General features: G+C 63.8%; 23 protein-coding genes and 1 tRNA gene. 10 read left to right on the top strand and 14 right to left on the bottom strand.

What is annotated here, in order from left to right:
• Positions 1-87: 87 nt before the first annotated feature.
• A complete protein-coding gene (gene msrB / locus BMI91_RS09390) occupies positions 88-528 on the bottom strand; it encodes a peptide-methionine (R)-S-oxide reductase MsrB (protein WP_078604769.1) in 441 nt (146 codons plus the stop codon).
• Positions 529-648: 120 nt separating this feature from the next.
• Here msrB and BMI91_RS09395 point away from each other — a divergent pair, with 120 nt between their 5' ends.
• Together BMI91_RS09395 and BMI91_RS09400 are read left to right on the top strand one after the other, a co-directional pair.
• A complete protein-coding gene (locus tag BMI91_RS09395) occupies positions 649-2,271 on the top strand; it encodes an acyl-CoA dehydrogenase family protein (protein ID WP_078604770.1) in 1,623 nt (540 codons plus the stop codon).
• Positions 2,272-2,324: 53 nt separating this feature from the next.
• On the top strand, positions 2,325-2,813 hold the full coding sequence (locus BMI91_RS09400; protein ID WP_078604771.1) for a cupin domain-containing protein: 489 nt from the start codon (positions 2,325-2,327) through the stop codon (positions 2,811-2,813).
• 16 nt (positions 2,814-2,829) lie between these two features.
• Here the strand turns inward: BMI91_RS09400 and ychF are convergent, their stop codons facing one another.
• Positions 2,830-3,927, bottom strand: a complete 1,098-nt coding sequence (gene ychF, locus BMI91_RS09405; RefSeq protein WP_078600446.1) for a redox-regulated ATPase YchF — start codon at positions 3,925-3,927, stop codon at positions 2,830-2,832.
• Between the two features lie 115 nt (positions 3,928-4,042).
• Between ychF and BMI91_RS09410 the strand changes: the two genes are divergently transcribed.
• Both BMI91_RS09410 and trpA read left to right on the top strand, forming a co-directional pair.
• The gene (locus tag BMI91_RS09410; RefSeq protein ID WP_078604772.1) at positions 4,043-4,459 is read left to right on the top strand and encodes a VOC family protein; all 417 of its coding nucleotides are present in this window, start codon (positions 4,043-4,045) and stop codon (positions 4,457-4,459) included.
• A 106-nt stretch (positions 4,460-4,565) separates the two neighbouring features.
• A complete protein-coding gene (gene trpA, locus BMI91_RS09415) occupies positions 4,566-5,357 on the top strand; it encodes a tryptophan synthase subunit alpha (RefSeq protein WP_078604773.1) in 792 nt (263 codons plus the stop codon).
• A 26-nt stretch (positions 5,358-5,383) separates the two neighbouring features.
• On the opposite strand, the gene BMI91_RS09420 is transcribed toward trpA, so the two are convergent.
• On the bottom strand, positions 5,384-6,178 hold the full coding sequence (locus BMI91_RS09420) for an ABC transporter permease (RefSeq protein WP_078604774.1): 795 nt from the start codon (positions 6,176-6,178) through the stop codon (positions 5,384-5,386).
• Positions 6,179-6,398: 220 nt separating this feature from the next.
• On the opposite strand from BMI91_RS09420, the gene BMI91_RS09425 reads away from it, so the two are divergent.
• Entirely contained in the window at positions 6,399-7,001 is a 603-nt protein-coding gene (locus BMI91_RS09425) for a GcrA family cell cycle regulator (protein ID WP_078522589.1), read from the top strand.
• Between the two features lie 71 nt (positions 7,002-7,072).
• Here the strand turns inward: BMI91_RS09425 and BMI91_RS09430 are convergent, their stop codons facing one another.
• On the bottom strand, positions 7,073-8,338 hold the full coding sequence (locus BMI91_RS09430; protein WP_078604775.1) for an OmpP1/FadL family transporter: 1,266 nt from the start codon (positions 8,336-8,338) through the stop codon (positions 7,073-7,075).
• A gap of 235 nt (positions 8,339-8,573) precedes the next feature.
• Between BMI91_RS09430 and rimO the strand changes: the two genes are divergently transcribed.
• Both rimO and BMI91_RS09440 read left to right on the top strand, forming a co-directional pair.
• Entirely contained in the window at positions 8,574-9,959 is a 1,386-nt protein-coding gene (gene rimO, locus BMI91_RS09435) for a 30S ribosomal protein S12 methylthiotransferase RimO (protein WP_078604776.1), read from the top strand.
• Entirely contained in the window at positions 9,956-10,426 is a 471-nt protein-coding gene (locus BMI91_RS09440; RefSeq protein ID WP_146684046.1) for a CAP domain-containing protein, read from the top strand. The genes rimO and BMI91_RS09440 overlap by 4 nt, the downstream gene beginning before the upstream one ends.
• A 3-nt stretch (positions 10,427-10,429) precedes the next feature.
• On the opposite strand, the gene BMI91_RS09445 is transcribed toward BMI91_RS09440, so the two are convergent.
• The 3 genes from BMI91_RS09445 to BMI91_RS09455 all read right to left on the bottom strand — a co-directional run bounded on the left by BMI91_RS09445 (position 10,430) and on the right by BMI91_RS09455 (position 12,465).
• Complete coding sequence (locus BMI91_RS09445; RefSeq protein WP_078522585.1) at positions 10,430-11,191, bottom strand: ion channel; 762 nt, start codon at positions 11,189-11,191, stop codon at positions 10,430-10,432.
• Positions 11,192-11,303: 112 nt separating this feature from the next.
• Positions 11,304-11,855, bottom strand: coding sequence for a hypothetical protein (locus BMI91_RS09450; protein WP_078604778.1), 552 nt, complete (start codon positions 11,853-11,855; stop codon positions 11,304-11,306).
• 277 nt (positions 11,856-12,132) lie between these two features.
• Positions 12,133-12,465, bottom strand: coding sequence for a hypothetical protein (locus BMI91_RS09455; RefSeq protein WP_078522583.1), 333 nt, complete (start codon positions 12,463-12,465; stop codon positions 12,133-12,135).
• A 282-nt stretch (positions 12,466-12,747) separates the two neighbouring features.
• On the opposite strand from BMI91_RS09455, the gene ettA reads away from it, so the two are divergent.
• The 3 genes from ettA to BMI91_RS09470 all read left to right on the top strand — a co-directional run bounded on the left by ettA (position 12,748) and on the right by BMI91_RS09470 (position 16,276).
• Entirely contained in the window at positions 12,748-14,403 is a 1,656-nt protein-coding gene (gene ettA / locus BMI91_RS09460) for an energy-dependent translational throttle protein EttA (RefSeq protein ID WP_078604779.1), read from the top strand.
• A 63-nt stretch (positions 14,404-14,466) separates the two neighbouring features.
• Positions 14,467-15,336, top strand: a complete 870-nt coding sequence (locus tag BMI91_RS09465) for a hypothetical protein (RefSeq protein WP_078604780.1) — start codon at positions 14,467-14,469, stop codon at positions 15,334-15,336.
• 130 nt (positions 15,337-15,466) lie between these two features.
• Positions 15,467-16,276, top strand: a complete 810-nt coding sequence (locus BMI91_RS09470; RefSeq protein ID WP_078522580.1) for a division plane positioning ATPase MipZ — start codon at positions 15,467-15,469, stop codon at positions 16,274-16,276.
• A 370-nt stretch (positions 16,277-16,646) separates the two neighbouring features.
• Here BMI91_RS09470 and BMI91_RS09475 read toward each other — a convergent pair whose 3' ends face one another.
• From BMI91_RS09475 to BMI91_RS09505, 7 genes are all read right to left on the bottom strand, one after another.
• Positions 16,647-17,342 carry a VPLPA-CTERM sorting domain-containing protein gene (locus BMI91_RS09475; protein ID WP_158522128.1) on the bottom strand — a complete coding sequence of 232 codons (696 nt, stop codon included), beginning with the start codon at positions 17,340-17,342 and terminating at the stop codon, positions 16,647-16,649.
• A gap of 244 nt (positions 17,343-17,586) precedes the next feature.
• Positions 17,587-19,476 (bottom strand): acyl-CoA synthetase, encoded by a 1,890-nt coding sequence (locus tag BMI91_RS09480; protein ID WP_078604782.1) that lies wholly within the window; start codon positions 19,474-19,476, stop codon positions 17,587-17,589.
• A gap of 170 nt (positions 19,477-19,646) precedes the next feature.
• Entirely contained in the window at positions 19,647-21,428 is a 1,782-nt protein-coding gene (locus tag BMI91_RS09485) for an ABC transporter transmembrane domain-containing protein (RefSeq protein ID WP_078604783.1), read from the bottom strand.
• Positions 21,429-21,555: 127 nt separating this feature from the next.
• Positions 21,556-21,637, bottom strand: a tRNA-Leu gene (locus tag BMI91_RS09490).
• A 51-nt stretch (positions 21,638-21,688) separates the two neighbouring features.
• Positions 21,689-22,465, bottom strand: coding sequence for an enoyl-CoA hydratase-related protein (locus BMI91_RS09495; protein WP_078569863.1), 777 nt, complete (start codon positions 22,463-22,465; stop codon positions 21,689-21,691).
• Positions 22,466-22,567: 102 nt separating this feature from the next.
• Positions 22,568-23,743 carry an acetyl-CoA C-acyltransferase gene (locus BMI91_RS09500; protein WP_078604784.1) on the bottom strand — a complete coding sequence of 392 codons (1,176 nt, stop codon included), beginning with the start codon at positions 23,741-23,743 and terminating at the stop codon, positions 22,568-22,570.
• Between the two features lie 8 nt (positions 23,744-23,751).
• Positions 23,752-25,044: an ArgE/DapE family deacylase gene (locus BMI91_RS09505; RefSeq protein WP_078604785.1), complete on the bottom strand. Its 1,293-nt coding sequence runs from the start codon at positions 25,042-25,044 to the stop codon at positions 23,752-23,754.

Consider the following 25,044-nt stretch of genomic DNA (forward strand, 5'->3'; position numbering starts at 1 on the left):
CCTTTGTCATATGATGTTGCGCGGACCCTGCCACCGGGCTGCGGGAAGGTAAAGGCCCCTGACCCGGTGCTTCGCTTGACGTCGTGCTTACTCGACCCGGTCCATGTACTCGCCGTAGCCCTCAGCCTCCATCTCCTCGTAAGGCACGAAGCGCAGCGAGGCGGAATTGATGCAATAGCGCAGACCGCCCTGATCGCGCGGGCCGTCGGGGAAGACGTGGCCCAGATGGCTGTCGCCGTTTTTCGAGCGCACTTCGACGCGGGTCATGCCGTGGCTGGTATCGGTCAATTCCACGACATGTTCGTCGATCAGCGGTTTGGTGAAGGACGGCCAGCCGCAGCCCGCGTTGTATTTGGTCGAGGAGGCGAAAAGCGGCTCGCCCGAGACCACGTCGACATAGATGCCCTTGGCCGAGTGGTTGTCATATTCGCCGGTGAAGGGGCGTTCGGTGCCGTTCTGCTGGGTGACGCGGTATTGCTCGGGGGTGAGCTTTGCGACCGCGTCGTCGGATTTCTGCCATTTGCTCATGATGGGTCTCCCTTTCGCGCCTGATTTAGGCGGCGGCCGCCGCGAGAAAAGCCCTGCCGCCGCGTTTCGCTCGCATGTTCTACGGCGCAAGCCTACCATCCGGATCAGGAGGAGCCGACCATGACCACACCCGATCCCCGCGCCGATCTGCCCACCCACCGCGTCGAAAACCAGCCGCCCGCACGTGGCGACGTCGATCTGTTCGGGACGGATGCACCGCTGCGCGAGGCCGTGGCGCGGGCGGGCGGTCAGGCGGAGGGGCTGTCAGATTATGGCCAGACGCTCGGCACCACAGAGATGCGCGAGGCGGGCCGCGACGCGAACCGATACCTGCCGGAGCTGCGGCTCTTCGATATGGGCGGGCGGCGGCTCGACGAGGTGCGCTTTCATCCTGCCTATCATCGTTTCATGGAGGCCGGGATCGGCGCGGGCTATGCCGCGCTGCCGTGGGAGGGCGCGAAGGGCGCTCATGCCACCCATGCCGCGATGGTCTATCTCGCAAGCCAGATCGAACCCGGCAGTTGCTGCCCGATGACGATGACCTATGCCGCCGTGCCCGCGCTCGAAGCCACGCCCGAGATCGCCGCACTCTGGCGTCCGAAACTCACCGCGCGCAGCTACGATCCGCGCGTGCTGCCGGTGGGCGAGAAGACCGGCGCGACGCTGGGGATGGCGATGACCGAGAAGCAGGGCGGCTCGGACGTGCGCGCGAACACCACGCGGGCCGAGCGCGCAGACGGGCATTGGCGGCTGACCGGGCATAAGTGGTTCTGCTCTGCGCCGATGTCGGACGGCTTCCTGACGCTGGCGCAGACCGAAAAGGGGCTCAGTTGCTTCCTCGTACCGCGCTGGCTGGAAGGCGAGCGCAACGCGATCCGCATCCAGCGGCTGAAGGACAAGCTGGGCAATCGCTCCAACGCGTCTTCCGAGATCGAATATGAGGGCGCGGTGGCCCATCTTCTGGGCGAGGAAGGCCGGGGCGTCGCCACGATCATCGAGATGGTGCATCACACCCGGCTCGACACGGCGCTCGCGCCTGCAGGCCTGATGCGCGCCGCGATCTCCGAGGCGCATCACTGGGCGACGCATCGCGCTGCCTTCCAACGCCGCCTGATCGACCAGCCGCTGATGCGTGCGGTGCTGGCCGATCTGACGCTGGATTGGGAGGGTGCGCTGACGCTGGGGATGCGGGTGGCGGAGGCCTTCGACAGCGCCCGCCCCGAGGATCGCGCCTTCGCCCGGATCGGCGTGGCGCTGGCGAAATATTACGGCAACAAGCGCTGCCCCGTCGTGACCTATGAGGCGATGGAGGTGCTGGGCGGTATCGGCTACGTCGAGGACACGCCGATGCCGATGCTCTATCGCGAAGCGCCATTGAACGGCATCTGGGAAGGCTCGGGCAATGTGATCTGCCTCGACATCCTGCGGACCTTGGCCAAAGAGCCACTGGCGGCGGAGATGCTGCACGCGGAGCTGAACGCGGCGCGCGGCACCGATCCGCGCTACGACGCGGCGCTGGCCGATCACCTTGCCCGCTGGCCCGGCCTGCCGCCCGAGGCAGAAGCGCGCTGGTTCGCGGAACGGCTCGCGCTGCTCCTGACCGCGTCGCTGCTGATCCGAAATGCACCTGCGGCGGTGAGCGACGCCTTCGTCGCGACGCGGCTCGCGGGCGAGGCAGGCCGGACCACGGGGGCGATGGCGGGCAGCGATGTCTCTGCTATCCTGAACCGGATCGCTGGCTGAGACTGCGGAAGCCTCCGGCGGGGATATTTGGATCAAGGAGAAGGAGGGGCGCGATGAGCGAAGACCGGTATCTGATCCGGGCCGATGAGATCGCGGCTATGGAAGGGCTGGCGAAGACGCATTTTCTCAACCCGAATGCGCGGCGGATCAACAAGAGCCTTGGCGATGCGACGGGGCTGACCGGGATCGGGGTGCATATCATCGAGGTGGAGCCCGGCTGCGAGACCACCGAGTTTCACCGCCACCACCATGAGGACGAGGCGATCTTCGTTCTCAGCGGCGAGGCGACCGCGCGGATCGGCGAGGACCGTCACGCGATCGGGCCGGGCGATTTCATCGGCTACCGCGCGGGCGGCGCGGCCCATACGATCGAGAATACCGGATCGGAGATGTTGCGGCTGCTCGTGATGGGCCAGCGCCTTTCCCATGACGTCGGCGACTATCCCGACTTGGGCAAACGGCTCTACCGCAATGCGGGAATGGCGTGGCAGATGGTGGATGCCGACGCGATCACGGAGGTCACGGCGGGGGCGAAGAAGTAGCGCCCCCAGCCGAGGTTCACGCGTTGAACAGGAAGTGCAGGACGTCGCCGTCTTTGACTTCGTAGGTCTTGCCCTCGACGCGGAACTTGCCCGCCTCTTTCGCGCCCGCTTCGCCCTTGTTCGCGACGTAGTCATCGTAGGAGACCGTCTCGGCGCGGATGAAGCCGCGCTCGAAATCGCCGTGGATGACGCCCGCTGCCGCCGGGGCCAGCGTGCCCTTGCGGATCGTCCAGGCGCGGGCCTCCTTCGGGCCGACGGTGAAATAGGTCTGCAGGCCCAGAAGATCGTAGCCCGCGCGGATCAGCCGGTCGAGACCGGCCTCTTCCAGACCCATCTCTTCGAGGAACATCTCGGCTTCCTCGGCGTCGAGTTGCGAGATTTCCTCTTCGATCTTGGCCGAGATCACCACGGTGCCCGCGCCCTGCTCGGCGGCCATCTTGGCGACCGCTTCGGATTTCGAGTTGCCGGTCGCGGCGGAGCCTTCCTCGACATTACAGACATAGAGGACGGGCTTGGCGGTCAGCAGCTGCAGCATATTCCACGCCTTGCGGTCGTCCTCGGAGACCTCGACGGTGCGCGCGGGGCGGCCGGCTTCCAGCGCCTCTTTCGCCTGCTCCAGAAGGCGCATCGCCTCTTTCGCTTCCTTGTCGCCGGATTTCACCTTGCGGGCGAGGTTCGCGATACGCTTCTCGAGGCTTTCGAGATCGGCGATCATCAGCTCGGTCTCGATGGTCTCGGCATCGGCCACCGGATCGACGCGGCCCTCCACATGGGTCACGTCGCCGTCTTCAAAGCAACGCAGCACATGGGCGATGGCATCGACTTCGCGGATATTGGCGAGGAACTGGTTGCCCAGGCCCTCCCCTTTCGAGGCGCCTTTCACGAGGCCTGCGATATCGACGAAGGTCATGCGGGTCGGGATGACCTCTTTCGAGCCGGCGATCTGGGCCAGCGTGTCGATCCGCTCATCGGGAACGGCAACTTCGCCGACATTCGGCTCGATCGTGCAGAAGGGGAAATTCGCCGCCTGCGCGGCCGCCGTTTTGGTCAGCGCGTTGAAGAGGGTGGATTTGCCCACGTTCGGCAGACCCACGATACCCATCTTGAAACCCATTTCGCCCTCCTGTTTGTGGCTGCGCGCTTCTTATTCATTGGCCGCCCCCGGTGCAAGCGCGCGCGAGGGCCGGAATCGTGATAGGCTGGCCTTCTCGTTCAGGGAGGTGACCGCGATGAGTTTCGAACCCTACATCCACTTTCAAGGAAACTGCGAAGAGGCGATGCGCTTCTATGCCGAGCTCTTCGGCACCGAGCCGCCCTTCATCATGCGCTATGGCGATATGCCCGAGGCCAGCGAAGGCATGAGAGAGGCAGGCAAGGCGCGGATCATGCATGCGCTGATCAAGCTCGGCGATGGCGCGCTGATGGCCTCGGATTGGCCCGAGGGGCGCGACCGCCCGCAAAGTTCGGTTTCGATCTCGCATGTCTCGGACAGCCGGGAGGCCGCGAAGGCGATCTTCGAACGGCTGATGGACGGGGCCGAGGAGGTGATGATGCCCTTCGACGACACGTTCTGGGCCGACGGGTTCGGGATGCTACGCGACCGTTTCGGCACGGCGTGGATGATCAACGGCCCGTCGAAGATGTAGGCGCGGGCCGTCTGGGACGTCGCCGCCGCGCGCGAGACCGCGCGCGAGGCATTGATTTTCCCGCCCTCTTCGCGCAAACCGCTTCCGGACCAGCCGGAGGGACGCCATGACTCGCATCGACGCCAAATTCGCCAGCCTCAAGGAAGAGGGCAAGAAAGCCTTCGTCTCCTACATCATGGCGGGCGACCCGGATCTGGAAACCTCGCTCGAGGTGATGAAGGCTCTGCCGGCGGCAGGCGTCGACATCATCGAGCTGGGCGTGCCCTTCACCGATCCGATGGCCGACGGTCCGACGATCCAGCTGGCAGGTCAGCGCGCGCTCGATGGCGGGCAGACGCTGCAGAAGACGCTCGATATGGCGGCGGAGTTCCGCAAGACCGACGACACCACTCCGATCGTGCTGATGGGCTATTACAACCCGATCTATTCGCGCGGCGTCGATCGCTTCCTCGAAGACGCGAAGGCTGCCGGGATCGACGGGCTGATCGTGGTCGATCTGCCGCCCGAGGAAGATGTCGAGCTTTGCATCCCCGCGCAGGCTGCCGGGATCAACTTCATTCGCCTCGCGACGCCGACGACCGACGACAAGCGTCTGCCGAAGGTTCTGCAGAACACCTCGGGCTTCGTCTATTACGTCTCGGTCACGGGGATTACCGGCTCGCAGGCGGCGCAGGCGACCGAGGTCGGCCCGGAAGTCGCCCGGATCAAGGCGAAGACCGATCTGCCGGTGATCGTGGGCTTCGGCATCACGACCCCCGAAGCCGCCAAGACGATCGCGGGCGTGGCCGATGGCTGCGTCGTGGGCTCGGCCATCGTGAAAGAGATCGCCGAGGGCAAGCCGGTGGCGGAAGTGCTGGACTTCGTGAAGGGCCTCGCAGGCGGCGCGCATTCGGCCTGAACGGCCACGCGCCGCTTAAGCGCGGCTCACGGCTTCATGCGATAGCCGATGCGCAGCCAGTACCAGCCAAGCCCCAGGACTAGGACCAGCGCGGCGCAGATCACGGCAAGACCGTGCCACGGCGAGGCGTCCGATACGCCCAGGAACCCGAAGCGGGCCATGTCGATCAGGTAGAAGACCGGATTGTAATGGGTCAGGATCTGGAAGGCCGGCGGCAGCGCCTTGGCCGAATAGAACGTGCCCGACAGGAACGACAGCGGCGTGATGATGAAGTTGGTGATCGCCGCCATCTGGTCGAACTTGTCGGCAAACACCGCCGCCAGAATGCCCAGACCGCCAAGGAAGGCCGCGCCGAGCACGACCGCCGCAATCGCCCAGAGCGGATGCGCGATCCCCTGCCCCAGCACGGCAAACAGCCCGAGCCAGATCACCACGGCGACGATCAGCGCCCGCGCCACCGCGCCGGTCAGATACCCCACGAGGATTTCCCACGGCGCAAGCGGCGGCATCAGCGTGTCGACGATATTGCCCTGCACCTTCGCGATCACGATCGAGCTAGATGTGTTGGCAAAAGCGTTCTGGATCACCGTCATCATCAGGATGCCCGGCGCGATGAAATGCAGGAAATCGACGCCCAGAACATCGGCGCGGTTGCGCCCGAAGGCCAGCGCGAAGACGGTCAGGAACAGACCGGCGGTGATCAGCGGCGCCAGCACCGTCTGCTGCCAGACCGCGAGAAAGCGGCGAATCTCGCGCCACCCCAGCATCCGCAGGCCCATCCAGTTCACCGCGCCAAAACGGCGCACGCCGATCTCGTACATCCTGATACTCCCGTTGTTGCCCGCTCCCTACACGCTCGCGGCCCGCAGCTCAACGTAGCCCGCGCACAGCTGGTTTCCCGCTTGCGCACTGCTCTGGACGTCCTCGCGGGCCTTGAAAAGCGGGCCTCGCGATTGTATCTCTGCGCTCTCCCGCTAAAATAGGGATTGAAACTGGAATGGCCTGCGAGACGGACTTGCAGGAAACCAAGGAAGGATGCCCATGTCCTGGACCGATGAACGCGTCGAATTGCTCAAGAAGATGTGGACCGAAGGCCAGTCGGCCAGCCAGATCGCGAAAGAGCTGGGCGGTGTGACGCGCAACGCGGTGATCGGCAAGGTGCATCGCCTCGGCCTGTCGAACCGCACCGGCGGCGCAGCAGAGCCCGCGAAACCCGAGCCGAAAGCCAAGCCCGAGAAGGTCGAGGCGAAGGCCGAGAAGCCCGCCGCGCAGCCCGCAGCCGAGGCGCCCGAGCCCAAGCCCGCCGCGAAACCGGCAAGCCCCGCGCCCGCACAGGCTGCAACGCCTGCGGTCTCGCCTGCGCGCAAGGCGATCATCCCCGCCGGTCAGCCGCTTCCGCCGCAGCCCTCCGCCAACGAGATCGACCCGGCTGCACTCGCCAAGGTCGGTGAGGTCGAGAAACACGCCAAGAAGCTTGGCCTGATGGAGCTGACCGAGCGCACCTGCAAATGGCCGATCGGCGACCCCGCGACCGAGGAATTCTGGTTCTGCGGCCTTCCGAGCCAATCCGGCAAACCCTATTGCGAGGCCCATGTCGGCGTCGCCTTCCAGCCGATGAGCTCGCGCCGCGACCGTCGCCGCTGAGGCAACCGCGATACGAATGACGAAGGGCGCCCCGCGAGGCGCCCTTTTTCTTTGGTCGGTTGGTCGGAGGGTCAGAACCGCCGGGTCCAGCCCACCGAGGCCGAGAACTGATGCATGTCCAATTCGACATCGCCGCCGAACATGCCCGGCCCTTTGACCTTATGCGGCGCAACGTAGTTGATTGCGAAATCGAACGTGTCGCGCTCGTTGAGCTTCTTCGCCCCGCCGAAGCTGAAATGATGCTCGACCACACCGGGGGCGAGCACGCCCAGCATCACGTCCTCCTTGCCGATCGGGTTCGTCGCGTAGGCATAGCCCGCGCGCCACGTCATATCCGGCGTCTGCTGCCATTCCGCGCCAATCCGGACGACATCCACATCGTCCCAGCCAAAGCCCGCGCCGCCCTTGGCCCCGAAAAGCCCGTTGGTATTGGAGTTCCCGACCGCAGCGATATTGCTGTAGAAGATCCGCTGGTAGTCCAGCATCAGCGCCAGATCGCTGCGCGGCTTGAAGGTGACGCCCGCGCTGATCGAAGCGGGAATGTCGAAACTGCCGCCATCCTCGAAAAGCCCGGCATACTTGTCGAATTTCGACATCTTGAACCGGGTCTGCCCCGCGACGCCTACCGTGATCTGCGGCGAAATCTCGTATTTCATACCGGCGCGCAGGCCGAACCCGGTGGAGATGTCGTAACCTCTGCCACTGAAATTGCTGGCATCCGTCGTCATCGGCCCGAACAACGCAGGATTCAGACCGCGCGCCGCGAACCGTTGTGCGGCGAAGGTCGGCGCGATGCCCCAGCTGAAGTTCCCGTCCTTGCGCCCGTAGCCGACCGAGACGAACATCTGCATCAGATCGACGCCCGCCTTCCCGTCGCAGAAAATCCCGGAATCGCCCGGCGCGGCCGCACAGTTCGGGTTCGCGACATCGGGATAGCTCGTATTCATGCCGCCATTGCCATAGACCATGACGTTCAGCGCGCCGCCGCCTTCCAGCGGGCGGTTATAGCCGAAATTCGGGATCGCGAACCATTCATGCCCCGAATCCGCCCCGCCATCGGGCAAGGGGAAGGCCCCGTTTGCGTCAAATCCCCGCCGCGGCGAGAACGCCTCAAGCCCGAAGGTCATCGCGTGGCCGATATCGGCGATATTCGCGGGGTTGATCGCCGCTGACATCGGGTCGACCGAATAGGCCACCCCTGCCCCGCCGACACCGCGCTGCGCGGGTCCGTAGGCAAGGGCGAAGTAGCCCTCGGTCGCGCTTGCGACACCTGGAACGCCCAACGCCAGGCACAGCGAAACCGCCCCCGCAAAACGGGGTAATTCAAACTTCTTCATAAGTTTCCTCCCTCTGAGCCGGTTTGTCGCGCAGGCAGGCTCTCCCTTCCCCCCTGCGCCTCGGCTGTGCCGTTCGAAAAACAGCTTCAAATATTCAACTTTAAATATACCTGATCTGGCAAGTGTTTTCTCGTTTGGCGCGAGTGGGGCCGAAATCCGCCTCTCATGCCACGGGAATACCCCCCGTCACGCGGGGGGCTTTTCGGAACGCTCTGCAAGGGCTATATCGCGCGCCATGAGCACAAACCCTCCGAACCTGCGTCCCGATCTCGCGCCCCGCGCGCGCATCTCGGATGCCCCCCGCCCCGGTCAGCCGCTGATCGGGATGGTCTCGCTTGGCTGCCCCAAGGCACTGGTCGACAGCGAACGCATCCTGACGCGGCTGCGCGCCGAGGGCTACGCGATCTCGCCCGATTACGCGGGCGCGGATGCGGTGATCGTGAATACCTGCGGGTTTCTCGACAGCGCCAAGGCGGAAAGCCTCGAAGCCATCGGCGAGGCGCTGAATGAAAACGGCCGGGTCATCGTGACCGGCTGTCTGGGCGCGGAGCCCGAATACATCATCGGCACGCACCCTTCCGTGCTGGCCGTGACCGGCCCGCACCAATACGAGCAGGTGCTGGACGCGGTCCATGCCGCCGTGCCGCCCGATCCCGATCCCTTCGTCGATCTTCTGCCCGCCGCCGGCGTGAAGCTGACGCCGCGCCATTACAGCTATCTGAAGATTTCCGAGGGCTGTAACCACAAGTGCAAGTTCTGCATCATCCCCGACATGCGCGGCCGCCTCGTCAGCCGCCCGGCCCATGCGATCGTGCGCGAGGCCGAGAAGCTCGTCGGCGCGGGCGTGCGTGAACTGCTGGTGATCAGCCAAGACACGTCCGCTTATGGCGTCGATATCAAACATGCCGAGGAGCGGGGCCACCGTGCGCATATCACCGATCTCGCCCGTGATCTGGGCTCGCTCGGCGCGTGGGTGCGGCTGCATTACGTCTACCCCTACCCGCATGTGCGCAACCTGATCCCGCTGATGGCGGAGGCACAGGAAAACGGCGGCGGAGTGCTGCCCTATCTCGACATTCCGTTCCAGCACGCCCACCCGGATGTGCTCAAGCGGATGGCGCGGCCCGCGGCCTCGGCCAAGACGCTCGACGAGATCGCGGCCTGGCGCGCGGCCTGCCCGGATATCACGCTGCGCTCGACCTTCATCGTGGGCTATCCCGGCGAGACCGAGGGCGAGTTCCAATATCTGCTCGACTGGATGGACGAGGCGCAGCTCGATCGCGTCGGCTGCTTCCAATATGAAAACGTCGAGGGCGCGCGCTCCAACACCCTGCCCGATCACGTGCCTGACGAGGTGAAGCAGGACCGCTGGAACCGCTTCATGGAGAAGGCGCAGGCGATTTCCGAGGCGAAGCTGCAAGCCAAGGTCGGCAGCGTCCAGCAGGTGATCGTCGACGCGGTCGATGCGGAAGGTGCCACCTGCCGCACCAAGGCAGACGCGCCCGAGATCGACGGCAACCTGTTCATCGATGAGGATTTCGAGAATCTCAGCCCCGGTGATATCGTGACGGTCGAGGTCGACGAGGCCTCGGAATACGATCTCTGGGGAAGGCTCGTTTGATCCGCACTCTCGCTTTACTCGCATTGCTTGCCGGCCTGCTGCCCGTCGCGGCGCAGGCTGGCGAATGCGCCATCGATGCCGCTCAAGGGCGCGAGATTGCGCAGGCGACTTCGCAACAACGGCAAGCCCAGGGGCTGAACGCGCTCGCGATGAACCCGCAATTGACGCAGGCCGCAGCAACGCAAGGCTGCGACATGGCCCGGCGCGGCTTCTTCGATCACAAGGGCTCGGACGGATCGACCCCGCTCAGGCGGGCGGCGACGGCTGGCTTCCGCGCCTGCCTGATCGCGGAGAATGTCGCGATGGGCCAGCGCGATCCGGGCGAGGTGTTCGACGCCTGGATGCATTCGCCCGGCCACCGCCGCAACATCCTGCTGCGCGGCGTGACCCGGATCGGCGTGGCGGTCGTACCCCGGCGCGACGGCAAGGGCCCGTGGTATGTGATGGTGCTCGCGAAGCCCTGCTGAAGCTCAGGTCAGCCCTTCGGTGTCGATGTGGATGACCTCGCCGCAATGTTTGCAGTGGATCGCATCGGCATCGTGCAGGCTCAGCCCGCAGGTCGGGCACTCATGGCGTACCTTCGTAGGCCGGAACAACACCTGCGCGAGCCGCAAGAACAGCGTGACGCCAAAGATCATGATGGCGACCGAGATCATCCGCCCCCATTCGCCCTTGGGCGTGATATCCCCGAACCCCGTCGTCGTCAGCGTGGTCACGGTGAAATAGAGCGCATCGGCATAGTTCGAAATCTGCGGATTGATCCGCACCTGCGTGGCATAAATCAGCCCCGTCATCACGAAAAGGAACACGCCCAGATTGATGGCGGCGACGATGATTTCCTGATGATGGCGGAAGAATTTGAAGTCGTGACGCAGCCGCGCCATGAGCTGATAGGTGTGCAGCAAGCGCAACGTCCGCAGAATCCGCAGAAAGCCCAACCCCTCCCCTGCGATCGGCGCGAGGAACGACCCGATCGCGATGATGTCGGCCCATGTCGCCGCACGGGTCCAAAAGCGGACCTTCTCGCCTGAGATCGCGTAGCGGGCGAGAAAATCCGCCACAATCACGACGCCGATCACCGCATCGATGACTTCGATCGTGACCGTGTGCGGGAAGAAGGAGGTGACGATGACGAAGAGGATCGTGGCAAGGTCGAAGGCCAGAAGCGCGTAGCGAAACGCATGGGCGCGGCGGGAATCCTCCTCGTAGTAATGGTGCAGCGTCTTGAGCATCGTCTCTCCCATCGTCTTCGCTCAGGGATACAGGCTTTGAACGCCCTGTCAAAGCGCATGAAAAAGGCGGCCCTGGAGGACCGCCCTTTTCGTTGAGTCAGCTCATATCAGCTCATTGCGCACTGGGCGCGAACAGCATCATCGCGGGTTGCGACGAGGCGCCTTGGGTCACGATGTAATTGGCGTCGCTGTAATGTCCGCGCTGCACGTCATGCTGGATGCGCTGGAGCTGGGCCACGGTGTAGTCATCGGGGTTGAGCCCAAGCTGCTCGGCCATCTGGGTCTTGCCCGGCGTGGTCTCGCCAAGGCCGGGACCGCCCAACTGCCGGTCCGCGTGGCTGCGGTAATAGGCGAGCTTGGCGACATCGCCGTTACGGGCCGCGTGCAACATCTTCTGCAACTCACCCACCGAATATTGCGTGGGATCGACATTGTTCAGACCGGCGAAGGTTTGCAGCTGCGCCGCGATCTGGGTCTCGCCCTGATTGGTGGCGTTGACGACCATCGACGACGCTTGGGGTTGCGGCGTCATGGAAGGCGCGATGACACCCAGATCCGTACCATTGTCGGCCCCGACTTGGGTCGTGGCGGCCGAGACGATCCCGGCGGAGCCAGCGGTCAGTACGAGGGCTGCGATAGCGGTGGTCAGAAGATTGCGGGTCATGATGAAATCCTTTCATCAGCAGGTTGATTTCCAGCGGCACCCTGTGGCGCCGATGACCCCGACATATGAGCCCAATCATCGCACAAAAGGCCGTTTTGGCCCCGCCCCGTGTTCACTCAAACACATATACACAGGGAACTCTCATCCAGTCCAAATTCCGTGAAGTGACTGGAATACAAAAGGAAACCGTATTTCTCGAAAGAATCCGGCACGATAGGCCGGATATAGAAACGGCCCCTGCGAGGGGGCCGTTTTCGGTCAGAAGACTGTGTCGATCTTACGCGTCACGGCCCATCACGGGCTGCGGCGCCACGTCAACCGGCTGACGGTTGGTGTGGTTGATGACGTATTTCGCCTCTTCGCGGTTACCGTTGCGCAGCGCGTTCTGGATGCGGAACAGTTCAGCGGTGGTGTATTCAGCCGGGTTCAGGCCGAGCTGGGCTGCGATCTGAGCTTTGCCGGGGGTCACTTCACCAACAGCCGAGCCTTTGCTGGCCGAGGAGCTTTGCGACATCGACGGTGCGATGGAGCCGTAGCCGTCACCACCGGCAGCTGCCAGCGAGGTGCTCAGGGCGAGGGCGAGGACCGAAGTCGTGATCAGCGTTTTCATTGTTACTCTCCTATACGAATACGCGTGTTGTGCTTCTCACCGAGAGCGAAGCGACAGGGGGAAGCGTCTGTGCCCTCGGCGATGAGAGGGATTTAGGACCGTTCGCATTCGCAGAAAACCATCCATTTCACACACAGTTCTGCGCATTTGCGCACCTTGAAAAATGACAGTTAAACGACAGAAGCGGCAGGCTCGCCCGTAGGCCCCCGCCACGCCCCCTTTCCCTATGCCGGCTTTCCGCATAGAAGGCGCCCAAACCCCTTATTCCAAACGAGGTCGACCATGGCGTCCTATCAATATGTCTATCACATGGATGGTGTCTCGAAGACCTATCCGGGTGGCAAGAAATGCTTCGAAAACATCCGCCTGAATTTCCTTCCCGGCGTGAAGATCGGCGTCGTCGGCGTCAACGGCGCGGGTAAATCCACGCTGCTGCGCATCATGGCGGGCCTCGACAAGGACTTCTCGGGCGAGGCCTGGGCCGCGAAAGGCGCGAAAGTCGGCTACCTCCCGCAGGAGCCCGATCTGGACCCGGCGCTGAACGTGCGCGGCAACGTCATGGAAGGCGTGGCCGCCAAGAAAGCCAAGCTGGAGCGTTTCAACGAGCTGGCGATGAACTACTCGGACGAGACCGCCGAGGAGATGGCCCAGCTGCAGGACGAGATCGACTCGGAAAACCTCTGGGATCTCGACAGCCAGGTCGACGTCGCGATGGAAGCCCTGCGCTGCCCGCCCGACGAGGCCGATGTCGAAACCCTTTCGGGCGGTGAGCGCCGCCGGGTCGCGCTGTGCAAGCTGCTGCTCGAAGCCCCCGACATGCTGCTGCTCGACGAACCGACCAACCACCTCGACGCGGAAACCATCGCCTGGCTGCAAAAGCACCTGATCGAGTACAAGGGCACGATCCTCTGCGTCACGCACGACCGTTACTTCCTCGACGACATCACCTCGTGGATTCTCGAACTCGAGCGCGGCCGCGGCATCCCCTATGAGGGTAACTACTCCGCATGGCTGGAGCAGAAAGCCAAGCGCCTCGAGCAGGAAGCCCGCGAAGACAAGGCCAAGCAGAAGGTCCTCGAGAAGGAACTTCAGTGGATCCGCGCCGGCGCGAAAGCCCGTCAGGCGAAGTCCAAAGCACGTATCTCGGCCTATGAGAAGATGGCGGACCAGTCCGAGCGCGAGCGCGTCGGCAAGGCCCAGATCATCATCCCGAACGGCCCGCGTCTGGGCGGCAAGGTGATCGAGGTCGAGGGCATCTCGAAACATTACGGCGACAAGCAACTGATCGAGAACCTGTCCTTCTCGATCCCGCCGGGCGCCATCGTCGGCGTGATCGGCCCGAACGGTGCGGGTAAATCCACACTGTTCCGCATGATCACCGGTCAGGACAAGCCCGACACCGGCGAGATCACCGTCGGCGAGACCGTGAAGCTCGCCTATGTCGACCAGTCGCGCGACGCGCTGGACGCGGACAAGACCGTCTGGGAGGAAATCTCCGGCGGGGCCGAGCTGATCGAACTGGGCGACGCGCAGGTGAACAGCCGCGCCTATTGCGGCGCGTTCAACTTCAAGGGCGGCGACCAGCAGAAGAAGGTGGGTCTCCTCTCGGGTGGTGAGCGCAACCGCGTCCACATGGCCAAGCTGCTGAAAGAAGGCGGCAACGTGCTGCTCCTCGACGAACCGACCAACGATCTGGACGTCGAAACCCTGCAGGCGCTGGAAGCCGCGATCGAAGACTTCGCCGGCAACGCGATCATCATCTCGCACGACCGCTTCTTCCTCGACCGCCTCTGCACCCACATCCTCGCCTTCGAGGGCGACGCCCATGTGGAATTCTTCGAGGGCAACTTCGAGGATTACGAGGAAGACAAGATCCGTCGTCTGGGCCCGGATGCGGTCGAGCCGAAGCGGGTGAAGTATAAGAAGTTCAGCCGGTAATGCTTCTTTGAATTGGCTCCTTGCTCGGGTATTCTTGCCCAGTATTGCAAGGAGCCAATTTCAATGGCGGAAGCCTCCAAAAAGAAAATTTGCGGCATAGTAATGCCAATTTCAGAATGCGATGGCCGTCCATCATCTCATTGGGCGGACGTGCTTAGCATCATTAAGAATACCGCCACGGCTGCAGATTTCGAAGCGCGACTAGTAAGCGAAACATTTGAAACCAACCTTATCCACAAAGAAATTCTTCGAAATATCTATGAAGACGATGTGATCGTTTGCGACGTTAGCGGCAGGAACCCCAACGTCTTCTTTGAACTCGGCATCAGGATGGCAACGCAAAAGCCGACAGTGGTAATTAAAGACAACGTCACTCTCTACCCATTTGATACCTCGGTTAACCGATACATTGAGTATCCTCGCGACCTACGGCATCCACTCATTGAGAAGTTTAAAGCTGATCTGACCGCGATGATCAAAAAAGTCGCAGCGCAGAAGCCGGAGCACAGCTTCATCGGCCAGCTTGGCCCATTTCAAGTTCCCAACATCGAAAGCACCGAGATAAGCGCAAGCGATGCAATATTAGAAAAAATCGACAGCTTGGCGCGGCGCATTGCGCACTCGGAAGAAAGTCAAGCCATGACGGTCTCGCGGTATGTTGGCAAACAGCGTCGAAGTGTTTTCCCAAGTAAAGACATTCGCTTTCATGCCCTCGACAACAATTTGACTGAAGTCCTCATTACCGGCTTCTCGGAGGATGATATCGAACGCATAACTAAAGAAATTCAGCGAACTGGGTTTTGGAACGTTGAATTTTCCGAGCCTCACGAAGTCGGACCTCGAGATTTTGTTGTGCTCAGCCAAGGAACCGACGTCAGCTCTAAAAATTTTCAAAATGAGTTTCGACACCTTCTCGAGCAGGAAGCACTCTAAGCCCCCCAACCAAAACCACACACCCCAGCCCCATCTCACCTCGCCCCTTGCGCGCCACCTTCCCCAGTTCCCCATTGCCATCTATAGTGTCTGGTAAGGGACAAGACACAAGACAAAGCGGGGATGGGACTTGGCGCATATCATCGTGATGGGCAACGAAAAGGGTGGGTCGGGGAAGTCCACCACCTCGATGCATGTGGCGACCGCCTTGGCGCGGATGGGATGGAAAGTGGGGGCGCTCGATCTCGATCTGCGGCAGCGCAGTTTCGGGCGCTATGTCGAGAACCGGCTGGCCTATATGGACCGCGAGGGGCTCGACCTGCCCTGCCCCGATTATCGCGAACTGCCCGAGGTGGACGCCTCGACGCTGGGTCCGGGCGAGAACCCCTATGACCATCGCCTGTCCACCGCCGTGGCCGAGATGGAGCCGTCCTGCGACTTCATCCTGATCGACTGCCCCGGCTCGCATACGCGGCTGTCACAGGTCGCGCATTCGCTGGCCGATACGCTGGTCACGCCGCTCAATGACAGTTTCATCGATTTCGACCTGCTGGCACGGATCGACCCGGTGACCTCGAAGGTGATCGGCCCGTCGATCTATTCCGAGATGGTCTGGTCGGCGCGGCAGCTGCGCGCGAAGGCGGGGCTGAAGCCGATCGACTGGATCGTGCTGCGCAACCGCGTGGGCGCCCAGCAGATGCACAACAAGCGCAAGGTGGGCGCGGCGCTGGAGCAGCTCTCGAAGCGCATCGGCTTCCGCGTCTCGCCCGGCTTCTCCGAGCGGGTGATCTTCCGCGAGCTGTTCCCGCGCGGGCTGACGCTTCTGGACCTCAAGGACCTCGGCGTCGAGAGCCTCAACATCTCCAACGTGGCGGCCCGTCAGGAAGTGCGCGACCTGATGAAGGAGCTGGACCTGCCCGGCGTCGCGGTCGACTTCTGAGGCCTATCACACGGCGCGACAGGCCCCTTGAGACAAACAAACGCCCGCTGGGATTGACCCTCGGGCGTTTCGTACTGGTACGGGTGGTTGACTAAGGCGCGTGCTTTTACTGAGGTTTCGGCATCTCAGCGAAAGGCGATACGCGTCTGCGGCACGGTGCGGGCATCGAGCCGAGTTCTTTCATCCGCAGGTCAATCCGATCCTCGCGGCGCTTGAAGAGGCGAAAAAGGGCAGCCAGACAGCGCATTTCGTGTCTCCTTTGTATCGACGCCGTTTTGGCGTCACCCTTCGAGATTTCCGGCCAATTGAGGCGCTTACGTGGCGGGCTGGGGATATGTCGAAGGCGTTGTCGGGACGCTTTCACGGCCTCTTACGCCGCGACAGGACCGTCGCAGTTTGCGATATCCATGCCATTACGGGCTTTGCGCGACCAGCCAAGCGCTACGAAAAGCCCTAGCCCCGCCAGCATCATCCAGACAGAAGCGGGAAGCGGCACCGTTGCGGGCGTCTCCACCATCATCGCAATGTCGTCGAGCGAGGCGTTCATATAGTAATAGCTCGTCTCGACATCGAACTGGATGCCCAGCGTCGACCCCACACCCGCCTGCAGATAACTGGTCAGATCGTAGCTCAGCGGCGTCGCGCCCTGGACCGCCGCGTCGCCCGGCTGGGTCGAGAAAATCTGCGAGATCACCGCGCCCGCATCGTCGATCAGGCTCACGCGGAACTGCTGATTGGGATCGTCGAAGCCCGACGCGTAGTGGTTCACGAGCTGATAGGTGAAGTTGAAACTTGCGCTGATCACCCGATCGGGGACCGTGAAGAACTGCGTCAGGGTCGAAATCCCGTAGCCGGTTTGCTCGTTCATCACGTCGTAACTGCCCGAGATCGGGTCCACGCGGCGCGTCGGCCCGCGCGGATTGAACCGCCCGTTATTGATCTGGAAGTCCTCTGCATAGGAAGAGCTGGTCGAATTCCAGCCCGACAGATCGCCGGTTTCGAAATCCCCGTTGGTGATCAGATCGACCGTCACCGCCTGCGCGGCGGAGGCATAAAGGACGCTCACCAACACAAGGGCGAGACAGCGTTTCGCAAAACTGGCAATCGGTAACAACATGACACGCTCGATCTCGATGGCGTCGCCCCGTTCTTGATGCGGAGACGACTTCGTTACCCTTCATTAACCATCGGAATCGGGACGCACTGGGGCTCCACCGGGGCAATTTCACGATGGCCCGCCATGATGTTTCCACAATCGAAACGCCGCCCCGGAGGGCGGCGCGATTGTTGCTAGCGATGCGAGAGGCAGGTTACCGGGCCCAATCCCACGGCACGGTGAACTCGCCCAGCTTATGGGCCAGCGCATCCTGATCGCAGTCTCCCGTGGTCGCCAGATGCGCCACCAGACCGCGCTTCTTGTCCTCGGTGACCGAGATGACATGCGCCTTGATACCCGCCGTCTCCAGCTCGGCATTGAGCACCCGGGTGATCGCTTTCTTGCGCAGGTCGGGCTTGAAGATCTTGCCCACCGCCGTCTTCGGCAACTCGTCCATCACCTCGAGATATTTCGGGACCGCGGCGCGCTCGTGGATATTGGTGCGCGCATGCTCCATCAGCTCCTCGTTGGTCACCTCGGCATCGGCCACCAGCTCGACATAGGCGCAGGGCAGCTCGCCCGCGAAACTGTCGGGCTGACCGATCGCGCCTGCGAAGGCCACCGCCGGATGGCTCAGCAGCGCGTCCTCGATCTCCGCCGGGTCGAGATTGTGCCCGCCACGGATGATCAGGTCCTTCGCGCGGCCCGTGATCCAGAGATAGCCATCCTCGTCGATACGACCCAGATCCCCGGTGCGCAGGAAACGCTCCTCGGCGAACAGGTCGTGGTTTTTGTCCGGCTCGGTATAGGTCGAGCCTTCGAAGACACCCGGATTGGCGACGCAGATCTCGCCGACCTCGTCGCGGGCGCATTCGTCGAACGTGCCGTTGCGCTTCTTGAGAATGCGCACATGGGTGTAGGGCATCGGGATCCCGACGGAGCCCACCTTCTTCATCCCGTCCACCGGGTTGACCGACACCAGACAGGTCGCCTCGGTCAGGCCGTAGCCTTCCGCGATCTCGACCCCGGTCGCGGCCTTAAAGCGATTGTAAAGCTCGATCGGCAGCGGGGCCGAGCCCGAGAGGGCGATCCGCAGCGAGGAGATATCGGCATCGACCTTGCGCTGCACCATCGCGGACACAGCCGTCGGCACGGTGATCAGGAATGTCACCTGCCAGCGCTCGATCAGCTTCCAGAAATTGTCGAACACTCCTTCCCCGCGATAGCCCGCAGGGGTCGGGAAGATGACATGCGCGCCGCTCGCGATGGCCGACATCAGGATCGGATAGGCCGCGAAGACGTGGAACAGCGGCAGCGGGCACATCATCACGTCGTCTTGCTTGAACAAGAGCCGCCCGCCGAGCCAGCCATTGTAGATCATGCCGGAATATTTGTGCTGCGCGACCTTGGGCATGCCCGTCGTGCCGCCGGTGTGGAAATAGGCGGCGACGCGATCCTCGTTGGGATCGTCGAACATCAGCCGGTCGCCGGGCATCTTGCTGGCTTCGCCGTTGAAGCTCATCACCTTCGCGTTGTGCTTCACCTCGGTCTTGGGGCGAATGAAGGGCACGATCCAGCTTTTCGGCGGCGAGAGGTAGCGATTGAGATCGACCTCCAGAACGGCCTCGACATTGGACGCAAGGCGCACGGCTTCAGCCGCCTTCTGCGCCACGTCGGTCTTCGGGAACGCCTTCAGCGTCACCAGAACCTTCGCCTTGGTCTCACGCAGAATGGCGCCGATCTGCTCGGCGTCGAGAAGCGGGTTGATCGGGTTCACGATCCCGGCCGTCGCGCCCGCCAGTAGCACCGTCGCGGTCTCGAGCGAGTTCGGCAGCAGGTAGGCCACCGTATCGGTCGGCCCCACGCCCAGATGGCGCAGCAGGTTCGCGGCCTGCGTGACCTTGCCGTGCAGCTGCGACCAGCTCAGCGTCTCCGCCTTGTCGGTCGGGCCGGACATGATCTGGAATGACAGGGCCGGACGATCGCCATGGGCCTTGGCGGTCTCGCTCAGAAAGCCGTAAAGCGTTTCGGGGCGGTTGCGCGCCTCCCAAGGTTTCTCGGCCTCGACCGCATCACGGTCGGCAACTGTCGCGAATTTCTGCATTAGTCTCCTCCAGCGGCCGCCGCGTTCCTCCACTGACGGGCCATGCGCAGGATGCGGCAAAAGCGCCCGCCACGGCAAGAGTTACGCCGCCGCCAAAACGTCACGTCACGCAAATTCTGACGTGGGGAAACAAGCGTCCGGGTTCAAGGTGAAAAGGCGCGAGCGCCCCGTTACGCCCCTTCGGTGAACTGCAGCCTCGCGAGTTCGGCATAAAGACCGCCCTCTGAGACGAGGCTGTCATGCGTGCCTTGCGCGACGATCTTGCCGTCCTCGAAGACGACGATCCGGTCGGCCTTCTTCACGGTGGCCAGACGGTGCGCCACAATCACCGTGGTGCGGGTCTTGGCCAGCTGATCGACAGCCGCCTGCACTTCGCGTTCCGAGGCCGCATCGAGCGCCGAGGTCGCCTCGTCCAGAAGCAGGATCGGCGCGTCGCGCAGGATCGCCCGCGCAATCGCGATGCGCTGCTTCTGACCGCCCGAAAGCATCACGCCGCGTTCACCCACATAGGTGTCGAACCCTTCGGGCAGCGCTTCGAGGAAGTCATAGGCATGGGCAGCGCGGGCCGCATCTTCGACTTCGCGGTCGCTCGCATCGGGACGGCCGAAGCGGATGTTTTCGCGCGCCGAGGCTGCGAAGACGACCGGATCCTGCGGCACCAGCGCGATCGCCTGGCGGAAATCGTGCCGCGCCATGTCGCGCAGGTCGTAGCCGTCGATCGTCACCTTGCCGGTCTCCGGGTCCCAGAACCGCTGGATCAACTGCACGACGGTCGTCTTGCCCGCACCCGAGGGCCCGACGAGCGCCACCGTCTCGCCCGGCGCGATGTCGAGATCGACATGATCGAGCGCGGAGGCCTGCGGCCGCGACGGGTAATGGAAGCTCACATCCTCGAACCGGATCGCGCCGGTTGCGGGCATCGGCAGCGGCACCGGATGCGCGGGGTCTTTCACCGAATCCTCGCTTTGCAGCAGTTCCACCAGACGCTCGGTCGCACCTGCGGCCCGCTGCAATTCGGACCAGATTTCCGACAGCGCGCCGACAGAGCCCGCCACCATCACCGCGTAGATCACGAACTGCACCAATTCGCCCACGCTCATCTCGCCGCCGCGCACGTCGCGCGCGCCGATCCACAGCACGCCCACGACGCCTGCGAAGACGAGGAAGATCACGATCACGGTCATCACCGCGCGCGTGCCGATCCGCTTCTTGGCGGACTGGTAAGCTTTCTCGGTGACGTCGGAGAATTTCTCGCGGGTGATCGCCTCATGGGTGAAGGCCTGCACGGTCTGCGCGGCCAGAAGCGACTCCGAGGCCGAGCCCGACGAATTCGCGATCCAGTCCTGGTTCTCGCGGCCCAGCACCCGCAGGCGGCGGCCCAGAACCACGATCGGGACCACGACCACCGGCACCACCAGCAGCACCAGCCCGGTCAGCTTGGCCGAGGTGAACATCAGCATGATCAACCCGCCGATCAGGATCAGCACGTTGCGCAGCGCCACCGAGACGGACGAGCCGATCACCGAGAGGATCAGTGTCGTGTCGGTCGTGATGCGCGAGATGATTTCGCCCGTCAGGATCCGTTCGAAGAAGGCCGGGCTCATCGAGATCACCCGGTCGAACACCGCCTTGCGGATATCGGCTACGACCCGTTCGCCAAAGCGCGTCACGAGGTAATAGCGCAGCCCCGTCCCAATCGCGAGCAGCCCCGCGATGACGAGTGCAGCGAAGAAGTATTGATCGAGAAGCGCCGCGCCCTTCTGGAACCCGTCCACCACGCGGCGCACCGCGAGCGGCAGGATCAGCGAGATCGAGGCGGTGGCGATCAGCGCCAGCAACGCTCCGAAGGCAAGTCCCTTGTAAGGTGCGATGAAGGGGCCGAGCCCCTTGAGCGCGCCGATCTTCTTCGTCTTCGGCCGGTCATCGGCCGGTCCCGTCGGTCTGCGAGCCATGAATTCCCCCTTGCTTGACGACGGGTTTAGGCGGCGGGGGCATTGCGGGCAAGCCTCGATTGGTCAAGCCTGCGGCACGCCCATGCCCGGACGGCCTCACGATAGCTCACATTTTCGCCGAAAAGGCTACGGGCGGCCGGACTCGAACCGGCACGGGCAATGCCCAAGGGATTTTAAGTCCCGTGCGTCTACCATTTCGCCACGCCCGCAGCGCGCTCTGGCTAGCGCGGGCGCGGCGACTTGGCAAGGCCGCGAGGCGCTCAGCGCCCCTCGAATTTCGGCGCGCGCTTCTCGAGGAACGCGGTCACGCCTTCGCGGAAATCATGGCTCTGGCCGAGGCCGCCCTGAAGCTCCGCTTCCAGTTCCAACTGGGTCGACAGATCGTTGCTGTAGCCCTCGCGCAGCGAGCGCTTCACGGCGCGATAGGCCGCCGTCGGGCCATTGGCCAAATGCGCCGCGCGGGCGCGCCAGTGATGGTCGAAATCGACCTCCGCGATCGCTTCCCAGATCATGCCCCAATCGGCCGCCTGCCGCGCCGAGATCTTGTCGGCGAACAGCGCCATGCCCATCGCGCGGGCAAAGCCCACCTGACGCGGCAGCCAATAGGTGCCGCCCGCATCCGGCATCAGCCCGATCCGCGTGAAGGCCTGAATGAAGCTCGCCGCTTCCGAGGCGATCACCACATCCGCAGCCAGTGCGATATTCGCCCCCGCCCCTGCCGCGGGTCCGTTAACTGCGGAAACGACCGGCAGCGGGCTCTCGTAGATCGCCTTGAGCATCGGCTCGTATTCATCGCGCAGCACCCGCTCCAGGTCGAGCCCGGCCGCCGAGACGCCATCGCCCAGATCCTGCCCCGAACAGAAGGCACGCCCCGCGCCGGTCAACACGATCACGCGTGCCTCTTCCTCGGCGCGTTTCACCGCCTCGAGGATTTCCGCGCGCATCTGCGCGTTGAGCGCGTTCATCACATCGGGCCGGTTGAGCGTGATCACCGCGACCTGCTCTTCGACCTCGTACCGGATAACCTTGAACACCATCTGGAAAACGCGCCTCCCTCTTTGTCGCGCGCCCACGATAACGCGGGTCACGCGAAGGGAAAGCGGAACGGGGCGTCACGAAGGGCGCCCGCCTCGTTTTCTTCAGAAGATCTCGAACAGGCCCGCAGCCCCCTGCCCGCCGCCGATGCACATCGACACGACGCCATAGCGCGCGCCGCGACGTTTGCCTTCCAGCAGGATATGGCCCGCCATGCGCGCGCCCGACATGCCATAGGGGTGGCCGATCGAGATCGCGCCGCCATTGACGTTGAGCTTGTCGTCGGGAATGCCCAGCCGATCGCGGCAATAGAGGAGCTGCGAGGCGAAGGCCTCGTTGATCTCCCACAGATCGATATCGTCGATGGAGAGCCCCGCGCGCTCCAGAAGGCGCGGGATCGCGAAGACCGGACCGATGCCCATCTCGTCGGGCGCACAGCCCGCAACCGCCATGCCCCGGAACGCGCCCAACGGTTCCAGCCCACGCCGCGCGGCTTCCTCTGCGGACATCACCACGCAGGCGGACGCACCGTCGGAGAGCTGGCTCGCATTGCCTGCGGTCACGCATTTGTCGGGCCCCAGCACCGGCTTGAGCCCTTGAAGCCCCTCCAGCGTCGTCTGCGGACGGTTGCACTCGTCGCGCTCGAGCCGCACCGACTGTTCCGAGACCTCGCCCGTGGCCTTGTCCTTCACCAGCTTCACCGCCTCGACCGGAACGATCTCGGCGTCAAAACGGCCCGCCTCCTGCGCGGCGGCGGTGCGGGCCTGACTTTGCAGCGCATAGGCGTCCTGCGCTTCGCGGGTCACGCCATAGCGCTCGGCCACGACCTCCGCCGTCTCGATCATCGACATGTAATAGGCGTCGGGCACACCGGGGCTGCGATAGCGATAGCCGTTCCAATGCTCGTTCTGCACCAGCGAGATCGAGTCGAGCCCGCCCGCAAGCGCCACGTCCATCTCGCCCGTCATCACGCCATGGGCAGCCGCCGCGATCGCGTTGAGCCCCGAGGCGCATTGACGGTCCAGCGTGACGCCCGCCACGGAGTCGGGCAGGCCCGAAGCCTGCGCGATATGGCGCGCCACGTTGACGCCGGTGGAGCCCTGCGTGAGGGCGGAGCCGAAGATCGCATCCGCGATCTCGCCGCCCTCGAGCCCGGCTCGGGAAACGGCGGCGCGCACGGCATGGGCGGCCAGCGCCGGACCTTCGAGATTGTTGAACGCCCCGCGATAGGCCTTGCCGATGGGCGTGCGGGCGGTGGAGACGATGACAGCGTCGCGCATGGGAATCCTCAGATGGTTTCGAGCCCGCACCAGTCCGCGATGAACAGGGCGGTGCTCTGGGTGATGCGACGGATGCTTTCCAGCTCGACGCGCTCGTTGAAGCCGTGGATCGCCTCGGCGCGCGGCCCGTAGACCAGCGCGGGCGTGTCGGCATAGAGCCCGAAGAAGCGGGCATCGGTGGTCGCGGTGATCGCCACGCGGTCGAGATCGCTCTCGTTGACGCTGCGATGCGCGCCTTCGAGGGCACCGATCGCCGCCTTCGCGGTGGCGGAGTGGTCGTCGGAAAGCGCGTAGCCCTCGGCCATGAAGCCGTGCCAGACGATCTCGGGCAGCGAGTTCTTCAGGAAGGCGTTGGAGCGCGCGGCATCCATGATGGTCTCGGTGATCTCGGCGCGCGCGGCGGCAATATCCTGACCCGGATAGATCGCGATGCGCATGTCGAAGATGCACCAGGCCGGGACGGAGGAGGCCCAGTCGCCACCCTGAATCTTGCCGATATTGAGGTTGATCGGGTGATGCACATGACCGAAATCACCGTGCCGGCAGCCCGGTTCGTTCCAGCGCTCCTCCAGCCCGTGCAGCGCCTCGATCAGCGGGATCGCGGCCTCGATCGCATTGGCGCCGGTGCCAGCATAGGCCACATGCGTGGGCAGACCTTTCAGGTGCACCTGCGCCCAGATCACGCCGAGCTGTGCGCCGACCAGCTTTTCCTCGAACGGTTCGGGGATCAGCGCGGCGTCGGCGCGGTAGCCGCGCTCAAGGCAGGCCAGCGCGCCGTTGCCGGTGCATTCCTCTTCCACGACGGATTGGAAGAACACATCCGCGCCGGGGGCGAAGCCTGCCTTGCGCAGCGCATCCAGCGCGAAGAGGTTCGACACCAGCCCCGCCTTCATGTCGCCCGCGCCGCGCCCATAGAGCCAGCCATCGGCGACATGCGGCTCGAACGGCGGCGCATCCCACATGTCCAGCGGCCCCGCAGGCACCACGTCGATATGACCGTTGAGGATCAGCGAGCGGCCCTTTTGCGATTGGCTGCGATGGGTGCCCACTACATTCACCGCGTCCTCGTAATCGCCCATCACCGGCGAGAAGCCCGGCATGTCGCGGATTTTGTCGACGTCGATCTGCCAGCGGTCCACCTCGTAGCCCCGCTCATCGAGGGCGGCGGCCATGAAGTCCTGCGCGCTCTGCTCCTGCCCACGGGTGGACGGGTGCGAGGTCAGCTCGGCGAGAAACGCAGTCTCGTCGTCGAATGCGGCGTCGACCGCCGAGAGGATGCGGGTTTTCAGCTCGGTATCCAT

Origin of the sequence: Thioclava sediminum, from assembly GCF_002020355.1 — a bacterium.
Lineage (GTDB): Bacteria > Pseudomonadota > Alphaproteobacteria > Rhodobacterales > Rhodobacteraceae > Thioclava > Thioclava sediminum.